Below are 23,999 nucleotides of genomic sequence, written 5' to 3' on the forward strand. Positions count from 1 at the left end.
AGCGTCAGCTTCAAGCCCCCCGTGCCACGCGCGCGGCGTGGAGGCCGGCAGGGAACACCGGCCTGACTGAACCGCCAGTAAGCAGCGGGAAGGCCGGGGCGCTCGGGTAGGATTCAGGCCGTGCGCAGTGCTGAGGGTACAGCCGAGGGGACACGCGGGAGCCGGGCCGACCAGGCGGATCATCGCCGGGCCGAGTTGCTGGAGGCCGCGCGGCGGGTGGTGCTTGAGCGAGGCATCTCCAGCACCAGGGTCGCCGACATCGCCAAGGCGACGAACGTCAGTGGCGGGCTGATCCACTATCACTTCGCCACCAAGGACGAGCTGATCACGGCGATGCTCCGGACGACCATCGACACCGAGGTCGCCAAACTCAAGGAGCTGGTGCGAGGCTCCGGCCCCGCCGTCGACCGTCTCGACCGGGTCCTCCGCTTCTACATCCCGCGATCGCGCACCGACCAGAGCTGGATCCTCTGGATCGACGCCTTCGCGGCCGGCCTGCGCGAGGCCGTCGTCCAGCACATCCTGCTGGAGCTGGAGACGGCGTGGATCGGCTCGGTCGAGCAGGTCATCCAGGCCGGGGTCGACTCGGGCGAGTTCACCTGCGACGACCCGCACGGCGCCGCCGAGCGCCTCGACAGCATGCTCGACGGGCTGATCATCCGCTACACGCTGCACCCCTCCGTGCTGTCGCGCAAGCGGCTGCTTGAGCACGCGCGCATCGCCGCCGCCCGCGAGGTCGGCGTCGACCGCTCCGCCTTCCCCGGCTCCTAGCGAAGCGGCGGGCCGAGCACGGGGCCCGGCCCGTCGAATCGTCCCTCTGCTGGATGAGTGCCGGTCCGCCCCGGTGATGACTTCCGGCGCCTCAACGGATGATCATGGCAATGCCGGGCCTAAGGGAGGCGCGGGCCGGCCTGTCCCTTGTCGCGTGGCCGCTATTGACAGCGGGCGGTTCCGGTGAGTTGACTGGGTGACCAGTCAGGGTAGAGCGATCCGGGTGGTGACATGACGTCGCTGGTACGGCTCACGCCGCAGCAGGCCGAGCTCCAGGAACGGGCGAGGCGGTTCGTCGACGAGGAGCTGGTCCCGCATGAGGAGGCCGCCGAGCGCGCGGGCGGCCGGCTGCCCGGGGATGTGGTGGACGGCATCGTCAAGGCCGCGATCGCCGCGCGCCTGCACGGCGGCCGGCACGCACCCGAGCACGGCGGGCAGGGGTGGTCCACCGTCGACTACGTCGTGGCGCACGAGCAGCTCGGCCGTAACACCAACGGCCTGTGGTGGTGGGTGCCCGACGCCTACAACGTGCTCGCCGCCGGCACGCCCGAGCAGGTCGACCGCTACCTCCGGCCCGCGCTGCGGGGGGAGGGATGGATCTCATACGCCGTGACCGAGGAGCACGCCGGTTCCGACCCCTCGGGCATCCGCACGACCGCCACGCCCGACGGCGCGGGCGGCTGGCTCCTCGACGGCGAGAAGTGGTTCGTGACCAGCGGGGACGTCGCCGCCGCGCACATCGTCGTGGCCATTTGTGAGGGGTACGGGCCCACGTTGTTCATCGTGGACGCCGATGCCGAGGGCCTGGAGTTCGTCGACGAGCCCCCGTTCACCCACACCTTCCCGCATGGGCATCCGACGCTGCGCTTAACCGGCGTGCGGGTGGGGCCCGAGGCCGTGCTCGGCGAGCCGGGTGCGGCCGAGGCGCTCCAGCAGGGCTGGTTCGTGGAGGAGCGGCTCGGCATCGCCGCGCACTGCGTGGCCGCCATGGGCCGCCTGCTGGAGGAGGCGGTCGCGTGGGCGGCGGCCCGCGAGCAGGGCGGCGCGCGGCTCATCGACCACCAGGGCGTGGCGTTCCCGCTCGCCGACTCGGCCGCCGACGCCGCCGCCGCGAGGCTGCTGGTCTACGAGGTCGCCCAGCTCGCCGACTCCGGCGCCGACCGCAAGATCGTGCACGCGAAGGCGTCCCTGGCGAAGCTGTTCGCCAGCGAGGCGGCCTACCGCTGTGCCGACCGGGCCGTGCAGACCTTCGGCGGGCGAGGCTACATGCGCACCAACGTCGCCGAGCGGTTCCTGCGCGAGCTGCGGGTCGACCGCATCTGGGAGGGCACCAGTGAGATCCAGCGCCTGATCGTGTCCCGCTCCCTGGTACGCCGGGGCGTCCGCACCGTGATCGCCTGACGTTCCCCCCGCAACCGGAGGTCGCGGCTCGCGGCGCTCTTCGGCCCGGCCGGTCGGCGTGAAGGGGGACAATCGAGGTCATGCAGTTCGGCATCCTCGGGCCCCTGGACGTGCGGTCGCCTGCCGGTGAGGCGCTCTTCGTGGGCGGCCCCCGGCCGCGCGCCCTGCTCGTGATGCTGCTGCTGGAGGCGGGCCGGGTGGTCGGCGTGGAGCGGCTGATCGACGGGCAGTACGGCGACGCCCCTCCAGCGGGCGCCGCCAACGCCGTGCAGGCCCAGGTGTCCCGGCTCCGCCGCAACCTGCCCGCCGGGCTGATCGAGTTCCACGGGTCCGGATACCGGCTCGCGATCGACCCCGAGGACGTCGACGCCCACCGGTTCGAGCGGCTTGCCCGCGAGGGGCGGCGGCTGCTGGTGTCGGGCCACCCCATGGCCGCCGCAGGCCCGCTACGGGAGGCGCTCGCCCTCTGGCGGGGGGCCGCCCTGGCCGACCTACCCTTCGGGCGGGCACAGGCCGCGCGGCTGGAGGAGCTCCGGCTGTCCGCAGCGGAAGACCTCGTCGAGGCCGAGCTGGCCCTTCCCCAGGGCACGCAGGTGGCCGAGGTCCAGCGGCTGGTGGCCGCGCATCCCCTGCGCGAGCGGTTCAGGGGGCAGCTGATGCGCGCCCTGCACGCGGCGGGGCGGCGGGCCGAGGCGCTGGCGGTCTTCGCCGAGACGCGGCGCCTGCTCGCCGAGGAGCTCGGCGCCGACCCCTCGCCCGAGCTCGCCGAGATCCATCTGGCCATCCTGCGCGCCGAGACGCCCGTGCCCGTGCCGCGCAGGGGGCTCGCGGCCCAGCTCACCAGCTTCGTCGGGCGCGAGCCCGAGCTCGCGCGCATCGACGCGCTGCGCGACGCCCGGCTGATCACGATCATCGGCTCTGGCGGCACCGGCAAGACCCGGCTGGCGGTCGAGGCGGCCGCACGCGGGCGGCGCGAGGTGTGCTTCGCCGACCTCTCCCCGCTCGACTCCCCGTCCGCCGACCTCTCCTCGCTCGACCCCCCGCCCGACGGTGGCGACCAGGTGCCCCAGGCGGTGCTCGGCGCGCTCGGGCTCCGCGAGACCGGGTTCCGGCCGCACGCCGCGTCCGACCCGGTCGAACGCCTGGTGTCCGCGCTCGCCGGGCAGGAGCTGCTGCTCGTCCTCGACAACTGCGAGCACGTGATCACCGCCGCCGCCGTGCTGGCCCGCAGGCTGCTCGGCGAGTGCCCCGGGCTGGCCGTCATGGCCACCAGCCGCGAGCCCCTCGGCATCGCAGGGGAGACGCTGGTGCCCCTGTCGCCGCTGGCGACCCCGCCACCGGGCTCCCTCGCGTCCGCCGCGTCCGCCTACCCGGCCGTACGGCTGTTCGCCGACCGGGCGGCGGCCGTGCGACCGGGCTTCGAGGTACGGCCGGGCAACGTGGACGCGGTCACCCGCATCTGCGCCGCGCTCGACGGGCTGCCCCTTGCCATCGAGCTGGCGGCGGCGCGGCTGCGGTCGTTCACCGTCGAGGAGATCGCCACGCGGCTGGCCGAGCACGGCCGGTTCCGGCTGCTGTCGCGCGGCGACCGTACGGCCGCCGCCCGGCACCAGACCCTGCGCGCGGTGGTGGAGTGGAGCTGGGACCTTCTCACGCCGGACGAGCGGGCGCTGGCCAGGCGGTTCGCCGTGTTCACCGGAGGCGCGTCCCTCGCGGCGGCCGAGGCGGTCTGCGAGGGGGAGGACGCCGCGGGGCTGCTGGCCGACCTGGTGGACAAGTCGCTGGTCGAGACGGACGGCGACCGCTACCGCATGCTGAACACCATCCAGCTGTTCTGCGCCGAACGGCTTGCCGAGGCCGGAGAGCGGGAGCGTCTGCGCGCCGCCCACGCCCGCCACTTCCTCGACCTCGCGCGGCGCGCGGACCCCCACCTGCGCCGCGCCGAGCAGCTGCGATGGCTGGCCCGGCTGTCCGCCGAGCACGACAACCTGACGGCCGCGCTCCGCTGGAGCGTGCGGAACGACGCGGAGACGGCACTGCGCCTGATCGCGGCCCTGGCGGCGTACTGGTGGCTGAGCGGGCGGCGCGGCCACGCCAGAGAGGCGGCGGCGGAGCTCCTCAAGGAGATGGCCGGCCCTCCCGAAGGCCTGGAGGAGGAGTACGTCATGTGCGTCGCGCACGCCGTGCCGCGCGCGCTGCCCGAGCACTGGGAACGGGCCGGGGAGATCATGCGATCGCTGGACCGGCCGCTCCGGCATCCCTTCACCGCGGCCCTGTGGGGCATGGTCGCGGGGCCGTCCGGGCCGCCGGGCGCGATGGACCCCGGGGCCGACCGGCGGCTCGGGCCCGATCCGTGGAGCCGCACCCTGGTACGGCTGAGCCTGGCCCTGCTGACGTTGTTCGACGGCGGCCCGGCCGAGGCCGAGCCGGAGCTCGTGGAGGTGGCGGCCCGGTTCCGTTCCCTGGGGGAGCGCTGGGGAACGGCTCAGGGGCTCGACTGGCTGGCCCTGGTCGCGAGCTGGCGCGGGGAGTGGGCGCGCGCCCGTGACCTGCGGCGGGAGGCGCTGGAGCTGCTCGAAGAGCTGGGCGCCGCCGAGGAGATCGTGGACGTGCTCGCCCGCCGGGCCGAGGCTCTCGTACGCGAGGGCGACCTGGCCGGCGCCGCCGCCGACTACCGGCGGGCGGGCGAGCTGGCCCGCAGGGCCGGCCTGCCGAGCGCCCCGGCCCCCGTGCATCTGGGCCTCAGCGAGATCGCCCGGCTCGAAGGCGACCACGCTGAGGCGCGCCAGCGGCTCGACATGGCGCTTCGGGACTCCGGCACCGTCTGGTCCGAGGGGACGCGGGCCGCCGTCCTCACCGCCCTGGCCCGGCTGGCCGAAGCCGAGGGGGACGTCGGAGAGGCCAGGCTCCTGCATCGCCGGGCGCTGGCGTCCGCGCGGAGGTCGCCGCTGAGGACGGACCTCGCCGACGCCGCGGAGGGTCAGGCCGGGGCCGCCCTGCTGGACGGGGCGGGGGAGGAGGCGGCGCTGCTGCTCGGTGCGGCGGTGGCACTGCGCGGGACGTCCGTGACCGGCGACCGCCACGTCGCCCGCACCGCCGCGGGCGCGCGAGAGCTCATCGGCGCCGAGGCGTTCGCGTCGTCCTTCGCCCGCGCCGCCGCGATGAGCCGGGACGACGCGCGGTCTCTGCTCGACGGCCGCTGACAGCGGACGACGGTGCTCGGACGGGTGCTGACGGCGGACGTTCGCCGATGTTCGGTGAGCGCTGACGGTGGGCGGTGGCGATGTTCGGTGGGCGCTGACGGTGGGCGGTGGCGAGGTTCGACCGGTGCTGACGGTGGCGGGCGGTTTGGTGGTGTGGGTGTCAGCCGGTGGTAGGCAGGCTGTCAGCGGGCCTCGCGAGGCTTCTGGCCATGAAGAACACCACCGTCCTCATCTCCGGGGCGAGCATCGCGGGCCCCGCCCTCGCCTACTGGCTGAACCGCTACGGCTGCACCGTCACCGTCGTGGAGAAGGCGCCCGGCCTCCGCGCCGGAGGCCAGGCCGTCGACTTCAAGGGCACGACCCACCACACCGTGCTCGAGCGCATGGGGATCCTGGAGGCGGTGCGGCGGCGCCAGACAGGCGGCACCGACCAGGTCATCGTCGACGGGAACGGCAGGCGGCTGGCGGTCATGCCGGGCGACTTCAGCGGCGGCGACATCGAGATCCTCCGCGGCGACCTCGCCGCCCTGCTGTACGAGGAGACGTCGGGGAGGAGCGAGTACATCTTCGGCGACACCATCACCTCGCTGACCCAGACGGCGGGCGGTGTGCACGTCACCTTCCAGCGCGCCGCGCCGCGCACCTTCGACCTCGTGGTGGGCGCGGACGGCATCCATTCCAACGTGCGCAGGCTGGCCTTCGGACCCGAGTCGCGGTACGTGCGCTTCCTCGGGCACTACTACGCGCTGGCGGAGATCGACGCCGAAGCGGGCGGGGTGATGTACAACGAGCCCGGCAGGATGGCGGCGCTCGGCGGTCCCAAGGCGCCCGCCTTCTTCGTCTTCGCCTCCGAGCGGCTCGACTACGACCGCGACGACGTCGACCGGCAGAAGCGCATCCTGGTGGAGGCCTACCAGGGTGCCGGGTGGAGGGTTCCCGAGCTCATCGCCAAGGTGCCGGAGGCGAGAGACTTCTACCTCGACTCCATCAGCCGCGTGGAGCTCGGCCACTACTCCGAGGGCCGGGTGGTGCTGCTCGGCGACGCCGCCTACGGCAACACCCTCGGCGGCTTCGGCACCGGGCTGGCCGTCGTGGGCGCGTACGTGCTCGCCGGGGAGCTGGCGGCGGCCGGTGGCGACCACCGGGTGGCGTTCAGGAAGTACGAGGAGGCGTTCCGCGGCTACGCCAAGGTCGCCAGGCAGGGGAGCGCGGGGCCCTTCCTCGCGCCCTCGACGTCGAGGCGCATCAGGATGCGCAATTTGCTCTTCAAGCGCAGGCTCCTGTTCCGGGCGATGATGAGGATGACGGACTGGTTCGCCACGGACATCGAGCTCAAGGACTACCCCTCGCTCATCGAGTCCCCCACTGCGGCGACCTGACGGGTCAGGTGAGCGGGCGGAGGGCGGCGCCCAGGCCGGCCCTGGAGGTGACCAGCTTGGGGCCCGCGCGCGGGCAACGCCCCGGTTCTCCAAGGGGTACGGTACTGCGGTGCGAACGCTGACACCGGAGATGCTGGTCCATGAAGACGGTGTGGTGGTGGAGCTGCGGGCCCCCGGGCTCGGGCTGGACGCTCTGCCCGGGGGCGTCGGCGACCTGCCGGAACTGCGCCGCCTCGACCTGGCCTGGAACCGGCTCACCGAGATCCCGCCCTCGATCGGCGGCCTCACGCGCCTGGCCGAGCTGCGGCTCGACGCCAACCGGCTCACCGGACTCCCCGAGGAGATCGGCCGGCTCGGCGCGCTCCGCGAGCTGCACCTGGACGGCAACGCGCTGGAGGCGTTCCCCCGGGCGGTGCTGGAGGTGGCGGGACTGTCCGGCCTCTTCCTGTACGGCAACCGCCTGGCCGAGCTGCCCGCCGACCTGGACAGGCTGGCGGGCCTGCGGCACCTGGCGCTCGGCGGCAACGCGTTGACCTCGTTGCCCGGCGCGCTCTGGCGGCTGACCGGTCTCCGCTCGCTGAACCTCGCCGAGAACGCGATCGGCGAGGTCCCGGAGGACATCGGCCGCCTGCGGGAGCTGCGCATGCTCGATCTCGGTCACAACTCCCTGACCTCGGTGCCCGGCGCGCTCGGCGACCTGCCCAACCTCACCGGCCAGCTGTACCTGAGCGACAACGGCCTCACCTCGGTGCCGTCCTCGCTCGGAAGGCTCGACCGGCTGGCGTACCTGAACCTCACCGACAACCGGCTGGACGAGCTGCCGGAGAGCCTGGGCGGCCTGGCCGCGCTCACCGAGCTCAGGCTCTACAACAACCACCTGACCGGCGTGCCCGCGACCTTCGGGCGGTTGTCCGCCCTGCGTGAGCTGCACCTGCGCGGCAACCGGATCTCCGAGCTGCCCGCCGCGCTGGGCGACCTCGGGGAGCTCCGGCTCCTCGACCTCAGGGACAACCGGCTCACCCGGCTGCCGGACTCGCTCGGGAACCTCGCCGCGCTCACGCACCTGGACCTCAGGAACAACCGCCTCCGCGAGCTGCCCCCGTCCCTTGCCGCCCTCCCCCGCCTGGAGAAGCTCGACCTGCGCTGGAACAAGCTGTACGACGACCCCGCGATCCTGGACACCCTCCGGCACCGGGGCTGCACGGTGCTGCTGTGAGAGGACCGGTGCTCACCGGGGGCGATGGGGCGCTTCGGCCCCACCGCCCCGGCATTCGGCGGTGAGCGGGGTGTCAGGCCGCGGCCTGCTTGGTCAGCCGCACCTCAAGGCCGATCCCCTCCGTCGTGATCTCGCACGCGCGGAAGGCGCTCTCGGCGGCGAGGCGGCGGAACTCGCCCGGCGAGTAGGCGCGGCGCCGGAGCGCCGTCAGCGGCACCTTCGTCAGGAAGGAGTTCAACCGGCTGAGGCCCATCCCCTTCACCGCGTGGTCGATGTCGGCCCGGGTGATCTCGCGGTTCATGTCGTGGATCACCGCCGTCCCGCCGCCGCGCAGGACCCGGTGCATCTCGTCCAGGGCGCCGAGCGGCCGGCCGAAGTTCTTGAAGGCGGCCTGGCACACGATCAGGTCGAACGAGCCGGCGTCGAACGGCAGGCGGGATGCCTCGCCGAGCCGGAAGTCGACGTCGACGCCCGCCTGACGGGCGTTCTCGCCGGCGATCTCCACGAACGTGCGGCTGACGTCCAGCCCGGTCACCTGGAACCGCCCGGGCCGCGCCATCTCGATGGCGTGGTACCCGGGGCCCGGCGCCACTTCGAGTATGCGGGCCCCGCTCGGCAGATCGGCGGTGAGCCGCGCCGCCGAGTCACGGACCTCCGCCATCTGGGGGGCCGAGCCGCGCTGCCTGGCGTACCACCGGGCCATCCGCCCTTCCATCATCGGCGCCTGCGACCGCCCGCGCCGAACGTCCTTGGTGTCCTTCATGGTTCCTCCGGTTTCGGATCTTGAGGGTCCGAACCGGCCCGTGGAGAGGTAAGAGCCCGGCTATTCTTGCGGTTGCCACCTCGTGGCCGGGTTCCGTTCCGCGGGCGTCGGTTCGAGGTCGACCCCGGCGGCGGTGTTCCCGCACCCCCGCCGGGGTCCTTCACAGGTTTCAGTCCTTCATGCCGCCCCTTTCGGCGAGCTCCGCCATCTCCGGCGGTATCACGCCCGTCCGGTGCCAGTCGCGCCACTGCGCGAGGCCCGGGAACGAGCCCGTCGTCAGCTCGTCGAGCAGCGAGCGGACCCAGGTCGCCTCCGCCTCGCGGACCGCCAGGTCGTACTCCACCTCGACGAGGAACAGCCTTGGGACTTCCCGCGCGTATTGAGCCAGTGACTCCCGCTGCGCGGCGATCTCCGCCTCCAGCAGGCCGAGCCGCCGCTGGAGCAGGCTCGTCACCTCGTCGGGCGGAAGGACTCCCCACACCGACAGGCCGGCCTCGAACCTCGGGTGCTCGCGTTCGGGGGTGGAGAGCAACTCGCGCACCCAGTCGGCGAGCTCCTCGCGACCGGCGTCGGTGATGCGGTAGACCGTGCGCTCTGGACGGCCACCCTGCCGCGTGCTCTCCGCGGCTTCGAGCAGGCCGTGCTTCTCCAGGTTGCGCACGACGGTGTACAGCGAGCCCCACTTGATGTCCATGTCGTGCTCCTTGCCGCGCTCGCGGAGCACCGAGGCCATCTCGTAGGGGTGCATCGGCCGCATGATGACCGCCGACAGCACGGCGAGCGCCAGCAGGTTCGCGACCCTGCGCCGTTTCGCCACCGGCACTCCCTCGCAGACGATTACTCGTCTACGAGTATACGGGCGCGAGTATCACCGGACAAGCGCCTTGAAGCCATCAGAAGGAGGTCATCTCCTTCAGGGCGTCGGAGGAGCCGCGGCGGCGCAGGACGAGCCAGGCCAGGACCAGGGCGAGGGCCGAGCCGGCGAGCAGCAGGGTCGCGAGCGCGTTCAGCGCCGGGGAGGGGGCGTTGCGGACCGCGCTGTACAGCTTGATGGGGACCGTCACCGACGAGGCGTCGGGGGAGAGGAACGAGGAGATCACGAAGTCGTCCATCGAGGACGCGAACACGATCATGGCGCTCGCGAACACGGCCGGGACGAGCAGTGGGAGCACGATCAGGCGCAGGGCCGTCAGCCGGCTCGCGCCGAGATCGCGGGCGGCCGTCTCGTACTCCTCGCCGATGGACGCGAGCCGCGAGCGCACGATGACCACGACGTACGAGATCGAGAACGTCACGTGGCCGAGCAACTGGGCCGGCCTGCCGAGCGGGATGAACAGGTACAGGTTCGTGAAGACCAGGTAGAGGGCGCTGCCCATGACGATCTCGGGCGTGGCGAGCGGCAGCAGCATGAGGCCGTTCGACGCCCTGGCGGCGCGGCCCCGCCACCTCGCCAGCCCGAGCGCCAGCGCGACGCCGAGCGGCGTGGCCACGAGCGTCGTCAGGCCCGCGAGCACCAGGCTGTTGACCAGCGCGAGCCGCAGGCTCGGGTCGGCGGCCACCGAGCCGGGGTCCCCGGCGTACCAGCGCAGGGAGAACCCCTGCCACGAGCTGCGCGACTTGCCGGCGTTGAACGAGAACTGGATGGCGACCAGCACGGGGACCAGCGACCACAGGACGTACAGCCAGGTCAGCGTGGCGAGCACGATCGGACGGCGGCGCACGGTCATGCGAGCTCCTCCTCCGCCCGGCGCGACGCGACGAGGTAGTAGGCCATCAGCGCCATGAGCAGCGCGGACAGCAGGAGCACCAGCGAGGCTCCGAGCTCCTTGCGGCTGCCGCCGAGCAGGTAGAACTCGATCTGGTTGCCCACCATCGTGGTCGTCGGCGAGCCGGAGACCAGCGTGTTGGTGTAGTAGTCGCCGAACATCGGCAGGGCGGTCACCGCCGAGGCCGTCATCAGGCCGTGGCGCGACAGCGGCAGCGTGACGTGCCAGAACGCGCGGCGGTCCGAGCAGCCGAGGTCGCGCGCGGCCTCCAGCAGGCGCTCGTCGACGCGGTCGAGCGTCGAGAACAGCGGCACGATGAAGAACGGGATGTACCCGTAGACCAGCGCGAGCACCACCGTGTACGGGTTGCCGGACAGCCATCGCACCGGCTCGCTGACCAGGTGTGTCACCAGCAGCAGGTCGTTGACGTATCCGTCGTCCTGCAACAGGTTCAGCCAGGCCAGCATGCGGGTGATGTAGTTGATCCACCACGGCGCGAGCACCAGCGCGAGCAGCAGGCCGCGCCGCCTGCCCGCGTGCCTGGCCAGGTAGTACGCCACCGGGTAGCCGATCAGCACGCACAGGGCCAGCGCCGTGCCGACGTACAGCAGCGTGCGCAGGAACACCGGCTGAAGGTCGCCGCTCAGGCTCCGCTGGAGGATCTCGCCGAACGCGGTGAGGTCCCAGTAGCGCGGGTCCCACTCGGGGACGGGCGCGTTGAAGACCGGGTCGGTGTATCCGAAGGCCACGGCCGCGACCGCGTAGAACGGCACCGCGAACAGGGCGAGGATCCACAGGGTGCCCGGCGCGGCCAGCGCGGGCCAGAGCCGGGAGCCACGGCTCATCGGCCGGCCTTGAAGGCGGCCCAGGCGTCGTTCCACAGCGCCTCCGCGCCCGGGCTGATCTGGAGGAGTTGCAGGCTGCGGGAGTAGACCTCGGGGGTGACGATCGTGGACTTCAGCCGCTCGGTGACGAAGCCGTCGCTCACCATCTTGTCGGGCGAGATGGCGGAGATCGCGGGCTGGTAGCCGGTGAAGGCGAAGTTCTCCCGCGCCACGGCCGGGTCGAGCAGGTGGTCGATGAACATGTGCGCGAGCACGGGCTTGGACGCGGTGCGCGGGATGGCGAGCGTGTCGGTGCCGACGACGCCGGTGGCGCCGGAGGGCGACCAGTATCCGAGGGCGTCGGCGTCCAGGCCCTTCGGCAGGTAGGACTGGGCGTTCACCATGTCACCGGACCAGCAGTGATGGACCGTCGCCTGGCCCTCGGGGACGAGCTGGTACGCGCTGATGCCGATCTTGATGTTCATCGCGCCGATCAGTTCGGCGAGCCAGGCGCCCGCCTGCTTGATCTTGGCCGGGTCCTCGGTGTCGACGTCGGTGACGCCGTTGCGGAGCATCGCCATCGCCAGCCCCTCGCGCGCGTCGTCGAGGACGTACGCCTTGCCCTTGTACGCGGGGTCCCACAGCAGGTCGTACCCGTTGGCGGGGACCGAGGCGACCCGGTCGGCGCGGTAGCCGACCCCCGTGGTGTAGGCGTTGTACGCCACGGTGTAGCGCGAGCCCTGGTCGTAGAACGGGTCCTGGAGCTGCGGCCAGGCGTTGGCGAGGTTCGGCAGGTAGTCGTGGTTGAGCGGCTGGAGCAGCTTCCCCACGGTGATCTTGGAGATCACGTCGGGCGTGGGGAAGCAGACGTCGAAGGACTCCCCGGCAGTCCGCAGCTTGGCGACCATCTCGTCCATCGTCGTGAACGTCGTGACCTCGACCTCGACCTCGACGCCGTGCTCCTTGCCGAACCTCTTGCACACGTCGGGGGAGATGTACTCGGCGTAGTTGAGGAGTTTCAGCCTGCCGCCGCCCTCGGGGGAACGCCCGCTCGCCACCGCGGGGATGTCGGCGTGCAGGGGCAGCCGCGCGGGCGCGCTCGGGCGGCTGAGGGGCACGGAGGCGGCGGCGGAGGGTCGTCTCGACCGGTCGGCGCCGCACGCCACGGTGAGGCCCAGCAGGCCACCGGCCAGCAGGAATCGGCGGCGATCCAAGGGCTCACGAGGATGGGGGGGCATGCGCGGCTCTTTTCTTACGTCAGGTCACCTCTTGCCAGACTGACTGGTTAACCAGTTAGTCTGGTGAGGAGGGTCTGCGGCCACAAGGCTCTCAGGCCAAGTTTTCCGGGTCGTTACGGGCGAACGGAAGGCGTCCGCCAGGACGCGGCAGGAAAGGTTCCGGCGAGTGGACCGGCACGGAGTTTCGCGAGGCGCCGCGAGCGGCGACCCGAAGAGCGTCACGAAGACAGATCCGCACACGACCTACGACGCCATCATCGTCGGCGGCGGCCACAACGGCCTCGTCTCCGCCGCGTACCTCGCCCGCGCGGGCCTGAAGCCGCTCGTGGTCGAGGCCCGCGCCACCACGGGCGGCGCGGCCACCACCGAGACCCCGTGGGGGCCGGAGTTCAAGGTCACCGCGCTGTCCTACGTCATGAGCCTCATGCCGCCCACCATCGTCAACGGGCTCCGGCTCGCGGAGCACGGCTACCAAGTGGTCCCGATGGGCCCCGACTTCATGCCGTTCCCGGACGGCCGGTCGCTGCTGCTGACCGGCGACGAGGCCCACGACCGCGCGCAGCTCTCGGCGTTCTCCCGCAGGGACGCCGAGAACATGCCCCGGTACGAGGCCTGGCTGAAGGGCATCGGCGACGTGCTCGCCCCGATGCTGCTCAAGACGCCCCCGAAGGTCGGCTCGACGCGGCCCCGTGACCTGATCGACCAGCTCCGGCTGGCCTGGGGCATGCGGGGGCTCTCCACCCGGGGCACGGCCGACGCCGTGCGGCTCTTCACGATGTCGGTGGCGGACCTGCTCGACGAGTGGTTCGAGTCCCCCGAGGTCAAGGGCACCATGGCGATCAACGGCGTCATCGGCACCTGGGCGGGCCCCGCCGAGCCCGGCACGGCGTACGTGATGATGCACCACACCATCGGAGACGTCGGCGACGGCAAGATGGGCGGCTGGGGCTACCCGATCGGCGGCATGGGCGCGGTCTCCGCGGCGATCCGCGCCTCGGCCGAGTCGTCCGGCGCGCACGTGCTCACCGGGGCGGCGGTGGAGCGCATCATCGTCGCCGGCGGCCGGGCGCGCGGGGTGGCGCTGAGGGACGGCCGGGAGTTCACGGCCCCCATCGTGGTCGCCGCGACGCATCCCAAGATCACGTTCCTCGACCAGATCGAGCGCTCGGAGCTGCCGCCGGACTTCGCCCGTGACATCGAGCGGTGGCGCTCGCGCAGCGGCGTCGTCAAGATCAACGTGGCGCTCTCCGCGCTCCCGAGGTTCACCTCGAATCCCGATTTATCACCACAGCAGCTCAGCGGGTCCGTCGAGCTGTGCCACTCCCTTGAGTACATCGAGCGGGCCTTCCAGGACGCCCGTGAGGGACGGCCCGCGGCGGCCCCCTTCTCCGACAGCGTGATCCCCTCGACGCTGGACCCCACCCTGTGCCCCGAGGGCACGCACATCATGTCGATGTTCACCCAGTGGGTGCCGCACACCTGGTCCGCGGAGCCGCACACCGAGGAGCTCGACGCCTACGCCGACCGGGTGGTCGACCTGTACGACCAGCTCGCCCCGGGGTTCAAGGCCTCGGTCATCCACCGCCAGGTCCTCGGCCCGCACCAGATGGAGCGGGAGTACGGGCTGGTCGGCGGCAACATCTTCCACGGCGAGCTCTCGCCCGACCAGCTCTTCCACCTGCGCCCGGCCCCCGGCTACGCCGACTTCACCACGCCGATCAAGGGCCTCTACCAGTGCTCGTCCGCCACCCACGGCGGCGGCGGGGTCACCGGCATCGCCGGGTACCTGTGCTCCAAGCGAATCCTGCGCGACCGGAGGTGGCGTCGATGACCGGCCTTTCCCCTGCGACCGGCGCCACCGCGCCGCTGGACCTCGGCCAGGTGCGGGCCTGCCTTGCGCCGCCCGGCATGATGCTGCCCGCGGAGGCCTACCTCAGCGACGACGTGCTCGCCTTCGAGCGCCGGGTGGTCTTCGCCGGGGGATGGGTGTGCGCCGGGCGCGCCGCCGGCCTCGGCCCGCGCACCCGTACGGCCGTCGCCGTGGGCGACGACAGCGTGCTGCTGGTGCGCGACGAGGAGGGAACGCTCCGCGGCTTCTACAACGTGTGCCGCCACCGGGGCCACGAGCTGCTGCCCTGCGGCTCCCGCGCGACCGGCCGGTTCATCGCCTGCCCGTACCACAACTGGGTGTACGACCTGACGGGGCGCCTCGACCGCGTGCCCCGCGAGCACGGCGACGGCTACGCGCTCGACCGGCTCGGCCTCATCCCCGCGCGCGTCGAGGAATGGCACGGCTTCGTCTTCGTCAACGCCTCGGGCGACGCGCCCCCGCTCGGGGCGTACCTCGCCGGGCTGGAGGAGGTCGTCGCCCCGTACGAGATGGAACGGCTGACCGTCGCCGCCTCGCACGAGTACGACCTCGCGGCCAACTGGAAGCTCGCGGTGGAGAACTACCACGAGTGCTACCACTGCCCGGCGATCCACCCGGAGCTGTGCCGGGTCTCCCCGCCGGACAGCGGCGACAACTACGCGCCGGAGGGCCTGTGGGCGGGCGGCAGCATGACCCTGGTCGACGGCGCCGAGACGATGTCGATGACGGGCGCCTCGGGCGGCGCCTTCCTGCCCGGCGTCACAGGACCGCTCCGCCGCAAGGTGGAGTACCTGCACCTGTTCCCGAACCTGCTGCTCAGCCTGCACCCCGACTACGTGATGACGCACGTCCTCGACCCCGTCGGCGCCGGCCGCACGAAGGTCACCTGCCAGTGGTTGTTCCCCCCGGAGGCCGGGGGCGCCGACCCGTCGTACGCCGTGGACTTCTGGGACCTGACCAACCGCCAGGACTGGGGCGCGTGCGAGGGCGTGCAGCGGGGGGTGGCCTCGCGCGGTTACGTGCCGGGGCCGTTCGCGCCGGAGGAGGAGGTCACCCACCAGTGGATCACCTCTGTCGCGACCGCCTATCTGACGGGCCGGCTCTCGCCGGCCGAAAGGAAATGAAATGCCAGTCGCAAGCGAGTCGTTGGTCGAGCGGGATCTCGTCCTGCTCGACAGTCTGATCGCCAAGGAGGAGTCGGTCTTCCTCGAACGCACGGCGGAGTCCCAGCGCGTCAGGAGGGAGTGCGCCGACGTGCTTCCCGGAGGCGTGGCCTCCAACTGGCAGGACGCGCCGCCCGGAGCGGTGTGGATCTCCCACGGCGACGGCTCCCGGGTCGTGGACGTGGACGGCACCTCCTACGTCGACCTGCACGGGGGCTTCGGGGTCGGGCTCGTCGGCCACGCCCACCCCGCGATCGTCGAGGCCGTCTCCGACCGGGTGCGCAGGGGAACGCACTTCGCCCAGCCCACCGAGGACGCCGTCGTGGTGGCCCGCGAGCTGGCCCGCAGGTTCGGGCTGCCGCTGTGGCGCTTCGGGAACTCCGGCACCGAGGCGACGATGGACGCCGTGCACCTGATGCGGGCCGCCACCGGCCGCATGAAGATCATCAAGGTGGAGGGCACCTACCACGGGCACCACGACAGCGTGCAGGTGTCGGTGTATCCGGACCCGGAGCAGGCCGGTCCCGCCGGCCGTCCCTACTCCGTGCCGGTGGGCCGGGCCGTCCCTCCCGCCCTCACGCAGCTCACGCTGGTGGCGCCGTTCGGCGACCTCGCCGCGGTCGAGCGCCTGCTGGTGGAGAACCCCGGCGAGATCGCCGGCATGATCATCGAGCCCATCATGATGAACATCGGGCTCATCCCGCCGCCCGACGGCTACCTGGCCGGGCTCAGGCACCTGCTGCACCGGCACGGCGCCTACCTGGCGTTCGACGAGGTGAAGACCGGCCTCGCCGTCTCGGCGGGCGGCGCGACGCAGTGGTCCGGCGTGGTGCCCGACCTGATCTGCCTGGCCAAGGCGCTCGGCGGCGGGGTGCCGTGCGGGGCGATCGGCGGGGTCCCCGAGCTGATGAACATGATCGCGGACGGCACGTACGAGCAGGTCGGCACCTTCAACGGCAACCCGCTGACGATGGCCGCCGCCCGCGCCGTGCTGCTCGGCATCCTGACCGACGACGCGTACCGGCACTTCGACAGGCTCAGGCGCGTCATGACCGAGGGCGCCGAGGACGTGCTGCGCCGTCACGGCCTGCCCGGTTACGTCCGGTCGTACGGGGCCAAGGGGGCGGTGGTCTTCCACGACCGGCCGCTGCTCGACTACCGGGACTTCGCGGAGTACCCCGACCAGTGGGGCAACGCGCACTGGCTCTTCCAGCACAACGGCGGGGTGTTCCTGCCTCCGTGGGGCAAGTGCGAGCAGTGGACGGTGTCCGTCCAGCACTCCGAGGCCGACGTGCGGCGGTTCGTCGGGAACCTCGAACGGATGGCGGCGAGCCTGCGGCCCGCCTGACCCTCAGGCGGGCAGCGCGGCGAGGAGGTACGCGAGACGGGCGGCGGCGTCGTCGATGCCGTCGACGGTGCCGAGCCGGTAGCCCCACGAGGTGAGGAAGGCGCCCTCAGGAGTGCAGGTGACGACCTCCTTCAGCGTGTCGCTGAAGCGGTTGCGGACGCGGACCGCGCCGGGGGTGCCGCCGAGGACCTGCACGGAGAGGTCGATGTGCCGGCGGGTCGCCAAGGCGAACTGCTCGAGACAGGACATGGTGTCCAGCATGTGCCTCACCTCCACGTCACCCATGGCTGGTAAGGATTGCATGATCTTGCGGTGATCGGCAAGCAATTGTCGGGCTACTGGGCAGATTGTTGGGCGAAGTCGACGAGCACCCGGACGATCACCTCGCGCGCGCCCTCCCTGAACACCGCCACCTCGCACAGATCCTCGAACGCGCTCGCGTAGAAGGCGACGTCCTCGGGGTCGCGCAGCACGAGGTCCTTGGTCCTGGTCGGGACGCCGACCATGGCCTCGTTGTAGATCCAGAAGCCGTTGAGCAGGGCGGACGGCAACTGTGCCGAGAATGGGATGACGCCGAACTCCACGTTGGGCAGGGTGGTGACGGCCAGCAGCCGGTCGAGCTGGCCGCGCATGACGTCGTCGGGCGCGAGCCGGTAGCGCAGCACCGCCTCCGGCAGCAGGAACCGGAACCGCCTCGCCGGATCGTACAGAATGTCCTGCCTGCGCATGCGGACCCTGATCGCGGCGTCGATGTCGTCGGACGCCCCGTACAGGCGGCGGACCTTGGTGAAGATGTTGCGGGCGTACTCCGCCGTCTGCAGCAGGCCGATCACCACGCCCGGCTCGAACACCCGGAACAGCTTGGTGCGCGACTCCAGGTCGCGGATGTCCTCCTGGAGCGCGGCCAGCCCGCTCTTGTGCCGCTGGCGCCAGGAGTCCTGGCGTTCGAGCAGCGACACGGCCTGGGCGATCAGGCCGTCGACCACCTCGGAGGGCGCCTGCGCGACCTGGCACCACACCACCACGTCGTCCTCGGTGGCGCTCTGCCGGGCGTTCTCGATGCGCGAGACCTTGGAGGCCTGCCAGCCCAGGCGCGCGGCGAGATCCTTGCCGGACAGCTGGGCCGCCTCGCGTAGCTGCCGGAGCTGGGCGCCAAGGTCGATGCGCGCCTGCTGAAAGCCGCTCACGCCCACCTCCAGTCGGCATCGGACTCGCATGAGGGTAGACCTGGGGACGCGATCATGCCATAGGGATCTCGCTATTCGTGATCAGTTACGCGCCGGTCCGGCTCCGCCGGGAAGAGCACCTCGCGCGCGATCTCCATGAGGAGCTCGCGCGGCACCTCGACGGCGGACTCCCCGTCGAGCACATGGCGCAGGTCCGCCCGCGCGTCGGGGTCGGTGAGCGTGAGTCCCTGGACGACGATCGTGCCCCGATCGGTCTCGTACAGCGACGGGCAGGCGCCTGCCTCCGAGGTAGAGCCGAGAAACCGCAGACGCATGAATGTCCCTTCCCCGGAAGCGCCAGAAATGGCCGCAATTGCGCGCAATTGTAGAGCATAAGGATTGAGTGGGAGGCGGTGGGCGGTACGTCCTCACTCGCCCAGCGCGTCGAACTCGCCGTCGAGCACGCCGAGGCGGAACGCCTCCCACTCGGCCGGGGTGAAGTAGAGCCTCGGGCCGTCGGGATTCCTGGAGTCGCGCAGGACGTAGAGCCTGTCGTACCCGGCCTTGTGCGCGCCGCCGAGTGCCCCGAGCTCGCCCCGCTCGGCGGCCTCCCTGATGGCGGCCTGGTCGAGGACGGTCACCTCGACGCAGTGGCCGCCCTCGAAGCCGTGACTCGACCCGCGCCACGCGCCGGCCCCGCTCCCGCCGTCCCTGGGCCGCTCGCCACCGGCTGGATACAGGTCCATTCGTCCTCCACGAGGTGTGGCCACAACAGTAGGCTCGCGGGCGCGCCGGACGGGAGCGTACGGGCGGTCAGTCTCCGGTGACGCCGTCGGCCATCTCGCGCAGGATGTCCAGGTGGCCGTTGTGCCGGGCGGTCTCCTCGATCAGGTGGTGCAGGATCCAGCGCAGCGTGACGTGCGTGCCGTCCCTGATCGGCTCCTTCGCCGGCGTGTCCAGGTCGAGCGAGGCCACCAGCTCGTGGTAGCGGGCGCACTGCGCCTCGTACTCCGAGAGGATCTCCGCGAGCGGCGTCTCGACGGCGACGCGCATCTCGCGGTCGGGGTCCTCGTCGGTCCAGGGCCCGAGGTCCTCCTCGCCGAGCAGCCGCACCTGGATCCAGGAGTACTCCACCCACCGCAGGTGGTTGACCAGGCCGCTGATGGTCATCAGCGGCGAGCCGGGCAGGGGGGCGCTCCTGGCGTGCTCCTCGGACAGCCCCTCGCACTTGGCGTGGACGGTGGCCCGGGTGTAGTCGAGAAAGGTCGTCAGTACGGTGCGTTCGTCCCAGGTCACGGGAAGGTCTGTACGTGTCATGCGCGTGAGCCTGCTAGACCCGGGGCAGCCGTGTCCAATCGATTGGGAAGGCGTCGGGCCGTCAGAAGGGCATCGGGACCACGCAGGCCCGCAGCTCCTCGCCGAGGGCCTTGGCCTGGGCGTCCATGCGCGGGCTGGCCGCCACCCCCCGGCCGAGCAGGCCGCGCACGACGAAGTTCAGCGCGAGCAGGTTGGGCAGGCGGTGCCGCTCGACCTCCAGCGCGGCCGTGCCGGGGAGCAGGCTCCTGAGCCGGCCGGCCGTGAGGAACCCCTCCAGCCAGGCGTACTCCTCGGCCGTGCGGACCCAGACGCCGAGGTTGGCGTCGCCCCCCTTGTCGCCGGACCGGGCTCCCGCGACCGTGCCGAGCGGCGCGTGCCGCACGGTGGGCCGATCGCCCTCGGTACGATCCGTCGCGCCGTCCTCCGGCGGGGGCGGGACCGGCGCGCCGGCGGCCTTCACGGGGGCGGGCTGGAGCCAGACCCGCTCGCCGCCCTCCCACACCTCCGCCCGTACGGCGGCGCGGGGCACCGCGGCGGGCCGGTAGACGCCGTACGCCGAGGCGTCGCCCGGGGGAGTGAGCCCGTAGAAGCCGGGATAGCTCGCCAGCCCGGTCTCGACCACCGCGGAGGAGAACGCGCGCCCCGCCCGGCGCTGGTCGGCGTCCATCACCGTGACGCGCAGCAGCGCCACCGGCGCGGGGGCCGCAGGGCTCGCGAGCGGCGTCAGCTCCACGTGCACCTGGTCGAACGCCTCCCTCGGGACGCGCGCGAAGACGGCCTCCTCGGCCAGGCGGGCCTTCGCCTCGATGTCCAGGCCGGTGAGCACGAGCGTCATCGTGTTGCGGTAGCCGCCGACGTGGTTCAGCGCGACCTTCAGCGTGTCCGGCGGCGCCTCGCCCCTGACGCCCGACACCCTGACCCGGTCGTCCCCGGCCTGGGCCAGCTCGATCGTGTCGAAGCGCGCGGTCACGTCGGGACCGAGGTAGCGGGGCGAGCCGATCTCGTAGAGGAGCTGCGCGGTCACCGTGCCCACCGACACCCGCCCGCCCGTGCCCGGGTGCTTGGTGATCACGCTGGAGCCGTCCGCGTGCAGCTCGGCGATCGGGAAGCCGCAGTGCGCGAGGTCCGGCACCTCGGTGAAGAACGCGTAGTTGCCGCCGGTCGCCTGGCAGCCGCACTCGATGATGTGCCCGGCGACCACGGACCCGGCGAGCGCGTCTAGGTCACCAGGGCCCCAGCCGTAGCGCCACATGCCAGGGCCGGTGACCAGCGCCGCGTCGGTCACCCTGCCGGTCACCACCACGTCGGCGCCGCCCGCCAGCGCGGCGGCGATCGGCTCGCCGCCGAGGTAGGCGTTCGCGGTGAGCGCCGCGGCCACCGGACTCTCGCCGGAGCCGGGCGGGTCACCGGAGCCGAGCAGGGCGCCGAGGTCGCGCCCGATGAGGTCGTCGCCGGTCACGTGGGCCACCCGCACGGCGACGCCGAGACGGCCGGCCAGGTCGCTCACCGCCCGCGCGCACCCGGCGGGGTCGAGCCCTCCGGCGTTCGACACGATCTTGATGCCCCGGTCGGCGCACGTGCCGAGCACCTGCTCCATCTGGGTCAGGAACGTGCGCGCGTACCCTGGCCGGCCTTTGAGCCGGTTGCCGGCGAGGATGAGCATGGTCAGCTCGGCCAGCCAGTCGCCGGTCAGCACGTCGATGGGCCCGCCCTCGACCATCTCCCTGGCGGCCGACAGCCTGTCGCCGTAGAACCCGCTGCAGTTGGCGATGCGCAGCGGGCCGGCGGCGCCCGTCACGGGGCCGTGTCCCCTTCGGACCCGGGCTCCGGGATCCAGGAGGCGGGGCGCTTCTCCATGAAGGCGCGGATGCCCTCCTGGCCCTCCGGGGAGGTGAAGCGCTGGGCGGAGAGCCTCGCCATCTCGCGCATGCCGTCGTCCACCGACATGCCGGGCACGGTGCGGACGAGCTGCTTGGTGATCGCGAGGGACTCCGGGCCGCCGCGCAGCAGCATGCCGGCGTAGTGCGCGACGGTGGCGTCGAGCTCCTCGGCGGCGACGGCCCGGGTCAGCAGCCCGATCTCCGCGGCGCGGGCGGCGCCGAACACCTCTCCGGTGAGGAAGTACTCCGCGGCGGCGCGCGGGTCGAGGCGGCGCAGCACGGTCACCGAGATCATGGCGGGCACCACGCCGAGCCGTACCTCGCTGAAGGCGAACGTCGCCGAGTCGGGGGCGATCGCGAAGTCGCACGCGGCCACCAGCCCGAGGCCGCCGGCGCGGGCGGTGCCGTTCAGGCGGCAGATGACCGGCTTGGGGCTGCCCCAGACCAGGCTCATGATCTCCGGGAACGAGGCGGTCACCGGCGCGTCGTGCATGCCGTTCTGGGCGGGCGCCTGCTCCTTCAGGTCGGCGCCCGAGCAGAAGACCGGGCCCGTGCCGGTCAGCACGATCACGCGGACGCCCTCGTCGCCGATGGCGTGGTGCAGCACGCGCTCCAGCTCGCCGAGGAGCCGCACGGACAGCGCGTTGCGGTTGTGCGGCGAGTCCAGCGTGATCGTGGCGACGCCGCCGCGCGCTTCGTGGCGGACCAGAGCCGTCATCGGGACTCCTCGATCACGGCGAGCACGGCTCCCGCCTCGACCTGGCGGCCCGGCGTCACGTTGAGCTCGGAGACGACGCCCGCCGCCGGAGCGGAGATCTGATGCTCCATCTTCATCGCCTCCAAGGTGAGGATCGGCTGCCCGGCTGTGACCGCCGCTCCCGGTGTGATCTCGACGCGCAGAACGGTACCCGGCATGGGGGCGAGCAGGGAGCCTGGGGGGATCGATACGATCGGCTCCGGCAGCCTCGGCAGGGGCACGAGCCACACCGAGCCGAGCGGCGAGTCCACCTGGACGGCGTCGGCGTACCCCGCGACGGCGAACCGGCGCACGACCCCGGCCACGTCCAGGACGACCTCGGCGGGGGTCGCGGAGACCAGCGTCACGTCGCCGAAGCCCTCGGCCGCCAGCCCGTCGCGGGTGAGCCGGTAGGCGATCTCGACCCGGCCGCCGGGGCCGTCGAACGCGGTGCGCTGCGGCTGGGAGGGCACGTTGCGCCAGCCGCTCGGCAGGCCGCCGAGCACGCTCGCCGCCGCGCGGTTGGCGGCGGCCAGCGCCAGAGCCGCGGCCAGGGCGAGCAGCGGTACGGGCGGCGCGGCCGGGGTGGCGACGTCGTACCGGTCGAGGAAGCCCGTGTGCGTGTCACCCGCCAGGAACGCCTCGTGCCGGAGCACGCCCACCAGCAGGTCGCGGTTGGTGATGAGGCCGTGGACGCGCGCGCGGGCGAGCGCGGTCGCGAGGCGCCGCGCCACCCCGGCCCGGTTCGGGCCGCAGGCGATGACCTTGGCCAGCATCGGGTCGTAGTGCACGCCGACCTCCGACCCGCTCTCGACCCCCGAGTCCAGCCGCAGGCCGTACGCCGCCGGGCCGCCGTCGCCGGTCTCCCTCGTGAGCCCCGGCACCTGGAAGCGGGCGTCGACGCCCGGCACCTCGAACAGCCGGAGGGTGCCGCTCTGCGGGCGCCAGTCGCTCGCGGGGTCCTCGGCGTAGAGGCGCACCTCGATGGCGTGGCCGCGTGGCTCCGGCGGCTCGGCGGGCAGGCGGGCGCCCTCGGCGACCTCCAGTTGCAGGCGCACCAGGTCGACGCCGTACACGCACTCGGTCACCGGGTGCTCGACCTGGAGCCGCGTGTTCATCTCCAGGAACGCGACGGTGTCCCCCTTGACGAGGAACTCGACCGTGCCCGCGCCGACGTAGCCGATCGCCTTGGCGGCCCTCTCGGCGGCCTCGAAGAGCGTATCGCGCACGCCGGGGGACATCCCGGGCGAAGGGGTCTCCTCGACGACCTTCTGGTGCCTGCGCTGGATCGAGCACTCGCGCTCGCCGAGCGTCCACACCGTGCCGTGCGCGTCCGCCAGGATCTGGACCTCGATGTGCCTGGCCTCCTCCAGGAGCGGCTCGACGAAGACGGTGCCGTCCCCGAACGCCGACAGCGCCTCGCGCCGGGCCGCCGCCACTGCCTCGTCCAGCTCGGCCGGGTCGCGCACGACGCGCATGCCGCGCCCGCCGCCGCCGGCCGACGCCTTCACCAGCACAGGGAACACGAGCTCCCCGGCCTCGGGGGACTCCGGGATCACCGAGGCCGGCACGGGCACCCCGGCCTGGGCCATCAGGACCTTGGCCTCGATCTTGGAGCCCATCGCGGCGATGGCCGCGGGGCTCGGGCCGATCCAGGTCAGGCCCGCGTCCAGCACGGCCCTGGCGAACGCGGCGTTCTCCGACAGGAACCCGTAGCCGGGATGGACGGCGTCCGCCCCGGCGTTCAGCGCCGCCGAGACGATCGCGTCGGCGTCGAGGTAGGTGTCGGCGGGCCTGACCCCGCGCAGCCGTACGGCGTGGTCGGCCTCGGCGGCGTGCGGTGAGCCGGCGTCGGCGTCGGAGAACACCGCCACGGTCTCGATGCCGAGGTCGCGGCAGGTGCGGAAGACGCGGCGGGCGATCTCCGCCCGGTTGGCCACCAGCAGTCGTCTGATCAT

21 protein-coding genes are annotated in these 23,999 nt (G+C 72.5%); 8 read left to right on the plus strand and 13 right to left on the minus strand.

Annotation, left to right across the window (positions count from 1 at the left end; all coding sequences use genetic code 11):
• The first annotated feature begins 120 nt into the window (after positions 1-120).
• From ACOZ38_RS13825 to ACOZ38_RS13845, 5 genes are all read left to right on the plus strand, one after another.
• Positions 121-771: a TetR/AcrR family transcriptional regulator gene (locus ACOZ38_RS13825; protein WP_424530906.1), complete on the plus strand. Its 651-nt coding sequence runs from the start codon at positions 121-123 to the stop codon at positions 769-771.
• Positions 772-1,002: 231 nt separating this feature from the next.
• Complete coding sequence (locus tag ACOZ38_RS13830; protein ID WP_424530907.1) at positions 1,003-2,172, plus strand: acyl-CoA dehydrogenase family protein; 1,170 nt, start codon at positions 1,003-1,005, stop codon at positions 2,170-2,172.
• 80 nt (positions 2,173-2,252) lie between these two features.
• Entirely contained in the window at positions 2,253-5,375 is a 3,123-nt protein-coding gene (locus ACOZ38_RS13835; RefSeq protein ID WP_424530908.1) for a BTAD domain-containing putative transcriptional regulator, read from the plus strand.
• A gap of 209 nt (positions 5,376-5,584) precedes the next feature.
• The gene (locus ACOZ38_RS13840) at positions 5,585-6,754 is read left to right on the plus strand and encodes an FAD-dependent monooxygenase (RefSeq protein WP_424530910.1); all 1,170 of its coding nucleotides are present in this window, start codon (positions 5,585-5,587) and stop codon (positions 6,752-6,754) included.
• A gap of 109 nt (positions 6,755-6,863) precedes the next feature.
• Positions 6,864-7,970 carry a leucine-rich repeat domain-containing protein gene (locus ACOZ38_RS13845; RefSeq protein WP_424530912.1) on the plus strand — a complete coding sequence of 369 codons (1,107 nt, stop codon included), beginning with the start codon at positions 6,864-6,866 and terminating at the stop codon, positions 7,968-7,970.
• A 73-nt stretch (positions 7,971-8,043) separates the two neighbouring features.
• Here ACOZ38_RS13845 and ACOZ38_RS13850 read toward each other — a convergent pair whose 3' ends face one another.
• The 5 genes from ACOZ38_RS13850 to ACOZ38_RS13870 form a co-directional block, all read right to left on the minus strand.
• Positions 8,044-8,733 carry a class I SAM-dependent methyltransferase gene (locus ACOZ38_RS13850; RefSeq protein WP_405146935.1) on the minus strand — a complete coding sequence of 230 codons (690 nt, stop codon included), beginning with the start codon at positions 8,731-8,733 and terminating at the stop codon, positions 8,044-8,046.
• A gap of 169 nt (positions 8,734-8,902) precedes the next feature.
• Positions 8,903-9,550, minus strand: a complete 648-nt coding sequence (locus ACOZ38_RS13855; RefSeq protein WP_424530914.1) for a PadR family transcriptional regulator — start codon at positions 9,548-9,550, stop codon at positions 8,903-8,905.
• Between the two features lie 76 nt (positions 9,551-9,626).
• Entirely contained in the window at positions 9,627-10,460 is an 834-nt protein-coding gene (locus tag ACOZ38_RS13860) for an ABC transporter permease (protein WP_424530916.1), read from the minus strand.
• Complete coding sequence (locus tag ACOZ38_RS13865; RefSeq protein WP_424530917.1) at positions 10,457-11,344, minus strand: ABC transporter permease; 888 nt, start codon at positions 11,342-11,344, stop codon at positions 10,457-10,459. Before ACOZ38_RS13865 ends, ACOZ38_RS13860 begins: the two co-directional genes overlap by 4 nt.
• Positions 11,341-12,561, minus strand: a complete 1,221-nt coding sequence (locus ACOZ38_RS13870; RefSeq protein WP_424530919.1) for a polyamine ABC transporter substrate-binding protein — start codon at positions 12,559-12,561, stop codon at positions 11,341-11,343. The genes ACOZ38_RS13865 and ACOZ38_RS13870 overlap by 4 nt, the downstream gene beginning before the upstream one ends.
• A gap of 166 nt (positions 12,562-12,727) precedes the next feature.
• On the opposite strand from ACOZ38_RS13870, the gene ACOZ38_RS13875 reads away from it, so the two are divergent.
• Genes ACOZ38_RS13875 through ACOZ38_RS13885 form a run of 3 tightly spaced genes read left to right on the plus strand, consistent with a single transcriptional unit; the run spans position 12,728 to position 16,942 of the window.
• Positions 12,728-14,392, plus strand: coding sequence for a phytoene desaturase family protein (locus ACOZ38_RS13875; protein ID WP_424530920.1), 1,665 nt, complete (start codon positions 12,728-12,730; stop codon positions 14,390-14,392).
• Entirely contained in the window at positions 14,389-15,555 is a 1,167-nt protein-coding gene (locus ACOZ38_RS13880) for an aromatic ring-hydroxylating oxygenase subunit alpha (protein ID WP_424530923.1), read from the plus strand. Before ACOZ38_RS13875 ends, ACOZ38_RS13880 begins: the two co-directional genes overlap by 4 nt.
• Before the next feature lies 1 nt (position 15,556).
• Positions 15,557-16,942, plus strand: a complete 1,386-nt coding sequence (locus tag ACOZ38_RS13885; protein WP_424530925.1) for an aspartate aminotransferase family protein — start codon at positions 15,557-15,559, stop codon at positions 16,940-16,942.
• Positions 16,943-16,945: 3 nt separating this feature from the next.
• Here the strand turns inward: ACOZ38_RS13885 and ACOZ38_RS13890 are convergent, their stop codons facing one another.
• The 8 genes from ACOZ38_RS13890 to ACOZ38_RS13925 all read right to left on the minus strand — a co-directional run bounded on the left by ACOZ38_RS13890 (position 16,946) and on the right by ACOZ38_RS13925 (position 23,999).
• Positions 16,946-17,203, minus strand: a complete 258-nt coding sequence (locus ACOZ38_RS13890; protein WP_424530927.1) for a hypothetical protein — start codon at positions 17,201-17,203, stop codon at positions 16,946-16,948.
• A gap of 74 nt (positions 17,204-17,277) precedes the next feature.
• The gene (locus ACOZ38_RS13895) at positions 17,278-18,129 is read right to left on the minus strand and encodes a helix-turn-helix domain-containing protein (protein ID WP_424530928.1); all 852 of its coding nucleotides are present in this window, start codon (positions 18,127-18,129) and stop codon (positions 17,278-17,280) included.
• 71 nt (positions 18,130-18,200) lie between these two features.
• On the minus strand, positions 18,201-18,443 hold the full coding sequence (locus tag ACOZ38_RS13900) for a hypothetical protein (RefSeq protein ID WP_424530930.1): 243 nt from the start codon (positions 18,441-18,443) through the stop codon (positions 18,201-18,203).
• Positions 18,444-18,536: 93 nt separating this feature from the next.
• Positions 18,537-18,854, minus strand: coding sequence for a DUF397 domain-containing protein (locus ACOZ38_RS13905; RefSeq protein WP_424530932.1), 318 nt, complete (start codon positions 18,852-18,854; stop codon positions 18,537-18,539).
• A 67-nt stretch (positions 18,855-18,921) separates the two neighbouring features.
• Positions 18,922-19,425 (minus strand): DinB family protein, encoded by a 504-nt coding sequence (locus ACOZ38_RS13910; RefSeq protein ID WP_424530933.1) that lies wholly within the window; start codon positions 19,423-19,425, stop codon positions 18,922-18,924.
• A gap of 61 nt (positions 19,426-19,486) precedes the next feature.
• Positions 19,487-21,223: an acyclic terpene utilization AtuA family protein gene (locus tag ACOZ38_RS13915; protein ID WP_424530935.1), complete on the minus strand. Its 1,737-nt coding sequence runs from the start codon at positions 21,221-21,223 to the stop codon at positions 19,487-19,489.
• Complete coding sequence (locus ACOZ38_RS13920) at positions 21,220-22,023, minus strand: enoyl-CoA hydratase-related protein (protein WP_424530936.1); 804 nt, start codon at positions 22,021-22,023, stop codon at positions 21,220-21,222. Before ACOZ38_RS13920 ends, ACOZ38_RS13915 begins: the two co-directional genes overlap by 4 nt.
• Entirely contained in the window at positions 22,020-23,999 is a 1,980-nt protein-coding gene (locus ACOZ38_RS13925; protein ID WP_424530938.1) for an acetyl/propionyl/methylcrotonyl-CoA carboxylase subunit alpha, read from the minus strand. Before ACOZ38_RS13925 ends, ACOZ38_RS13920 begins: the two co-directional genes overlap by 4 nt.

Origin of the sequence: Sphaerisporangium viridialbum (assembly GCF_049674955.1) — a bacterium.
In the GTDB taxonomy this organism is placed as follows: Bacteria; Actinomycetota; Actinomycetes; order Streptosporangiales; family Streptosporangiaceae; genus Sphaerisporangium; species Sphaerisporangium viridialbum.

Bases quoted from the DNA above. Each gene is read 5' to 3' on its own strand.
- ACOZ38_RS13830 (WP_424530907.1), top strand. From the start codon at position 1,003: ATGACGTCGCTGGTACGGCTCACGCCGCAGCAGGCCGAGCTCCAGGAA.
- ACOZ38_RS13835 (WP_424530908.1), top strand. From the start codon at position 2,253: ATGCAGTTCGGCATCCTCGGGCCCCTGGACGTGCGGTCGCCTGCCGGT.
- ACOZ38_RS13840 (WP_424530910.1), top strand. From the start codon at position 5,585: ATGAAGAACACCACCGTCCTCATCTCCGGGGCGAGCATCGCGGGCCCC.
- ACOZ38_RS13850 (WP_405146935.1), bottom strand. From the start codon at position 8,733: ATGAAGGACACCAAGGACGTTCGGCGCGGGCGGTCGCAGGCGCCGATG.
- ACOZ38_RS13860 (WP_424530916.1), bottom strand. From the start codon at position 10,460: ATGACCGTGCGCCGCCGTCCGATCGTGCTCGCCACGCTGACCTGGCTG.
- ACOZ38_RS13865 (WP_424530917.1), bottom strand. From the start codon at position 11,344: ATGAGCCGTGGCTCCCGGCTCTGGCCCGCGCTGGCCGCGCCGGGCACC.
- ACOZ38_RS13870 (WP_424530919.1), bottom strand. From the start codon at position 12,561: ATGCCCCCCCATCCTCGTGAGCCCTTGGATCGCCGCCGATTCCTGCTG.
- ACOZ38_RS13880 (WP_424530923.1), top strand. From the start codon at position 14,389: ATGACCGGCCTTTCCCCTGCGACCGGCGCCACCGCGCCGCTGGACCTC.
- ACOZ38_RS13885 (WP_424530925.1), top strand. From the start codon at position 15,557: ATGCCAGTCGCAAGCGAGTCGTTGGTCGAGCGGGATCTCGTCCTGCTC.
- ACOZ38_RS13890 (WP_424530927.1), bottom strand. From the start codon at position 17,203: ATGCTGGACACCATGTCCTGTCTCGAGCAGTTCGCCTTGGCGACCCGC.
- ACOZ38_RS13900 (WP_424530930.1), bottom strand. From the start codon at position 18,443: ATGCGTCTGCGGTTTCTCGGCTCTACCTCGGAGGCAGGCGCCTGCCCG.
- ACOZ38_RS13905 (WP_424530932.1), bottom strand. From the start codon at position 18,854: ATGGACCTGTATCCAGCCGGTGGCGAGCGGCCCAGGGACGGCGGGAGC.
- ACOZ38_RS13910 (WP_424530933.1), bottom strand. From the start codon at position 19,425: ATGACACGTACAGACCTTCCCGTGACCTGGGACGAACGCACCGTACTG.
- ACOZ38_RS13920 (WP_424530936.1), bottom strand. From the start codon at position 22,023: ATGACGGCTCTGGTCCGCCACGAAGCGCGCGGCGGCGTCGCCACGATC.
- ACOZ38_RS13925 (WP_424530938.1), bottom strand. From the start codon at position 23,999: ATGATCAGACGACTGCTGGTGGCCAACCGGGCGGAGATCGCCCGCCGC.